1 pseudogene is annotated in these 598 nt (G+C 44.5%); it reads right to left on the bottom strand.

Features of this window, described 5'->3' with window-relative positions:
* Window positions 1-298, bottom strand: a pseudogene (locus tag VF724_RS21340) (IS110 family transposase); the annotation flags it as partial.
* Window positions 299-598: the final 300 nt, after the last annotated feature.

Raw genomic sequence — 598 nt, 5'->3', positions numbered from 1 at the left:
GTCTTCTTGCCTCGAATGGCCTTGACGTATTTTGGGTGTGCCAGCGTGATGTTGCAGGAGTGCTCCAGAATGTTGAACGAGGGATCCAGTATTTCCCTGTCGATTCCATACATACATCCTTGCAGTCATGCTCACAAAGCCATTGTGACAACTCATTCAATCCTTTGGTAAAGGTTGAAAAGCGATGGTGTTTGTAAGTGGTGACGCCTTTGCTGTTGGTGGAAGCGATACAGGCCACGACAAAAGTTTTGTGGACGTCAATTCCACAACAGACGGGGTAGAGAATTTTTAAAGCCATAGGGGTTCTCCTTTCTAGGATGTACAGGGATATCCAGCATTGACTGATTGCCCAGCAATAAACGAGTTGTTTATACAAAGATAAGTGTGCGTGCTCGAAGCGACACTTATTTGTGCTTGGAAAGGCAATCTACACATATATAAATGCGGTCACCCGAATAAAGGTGGCCCACTCACCTCCACGTGATTTGTAGTGTACCGGTATCCCTGTAACTCAAGAATACAAAAAAATCGCTCAAAGTGAACGGATTTCATCCCGTTTTGTGCCATTGAGCGAAACGAAAGGAATGGGTATATAAAT

Source organism: Ferviditalea candida, from assembly GCF_035282765.1.
Classification (GTDB): Bacteria; Bacillota; Bacilli; order Paenibacillales; family KCTC-25726; genus Ferviditalea; species Ferviditalea candida.
Note: the sequence above shows the minus strand (reverse complement) of the source record. Positions and strands in the feature narration are given on the sequence as shown.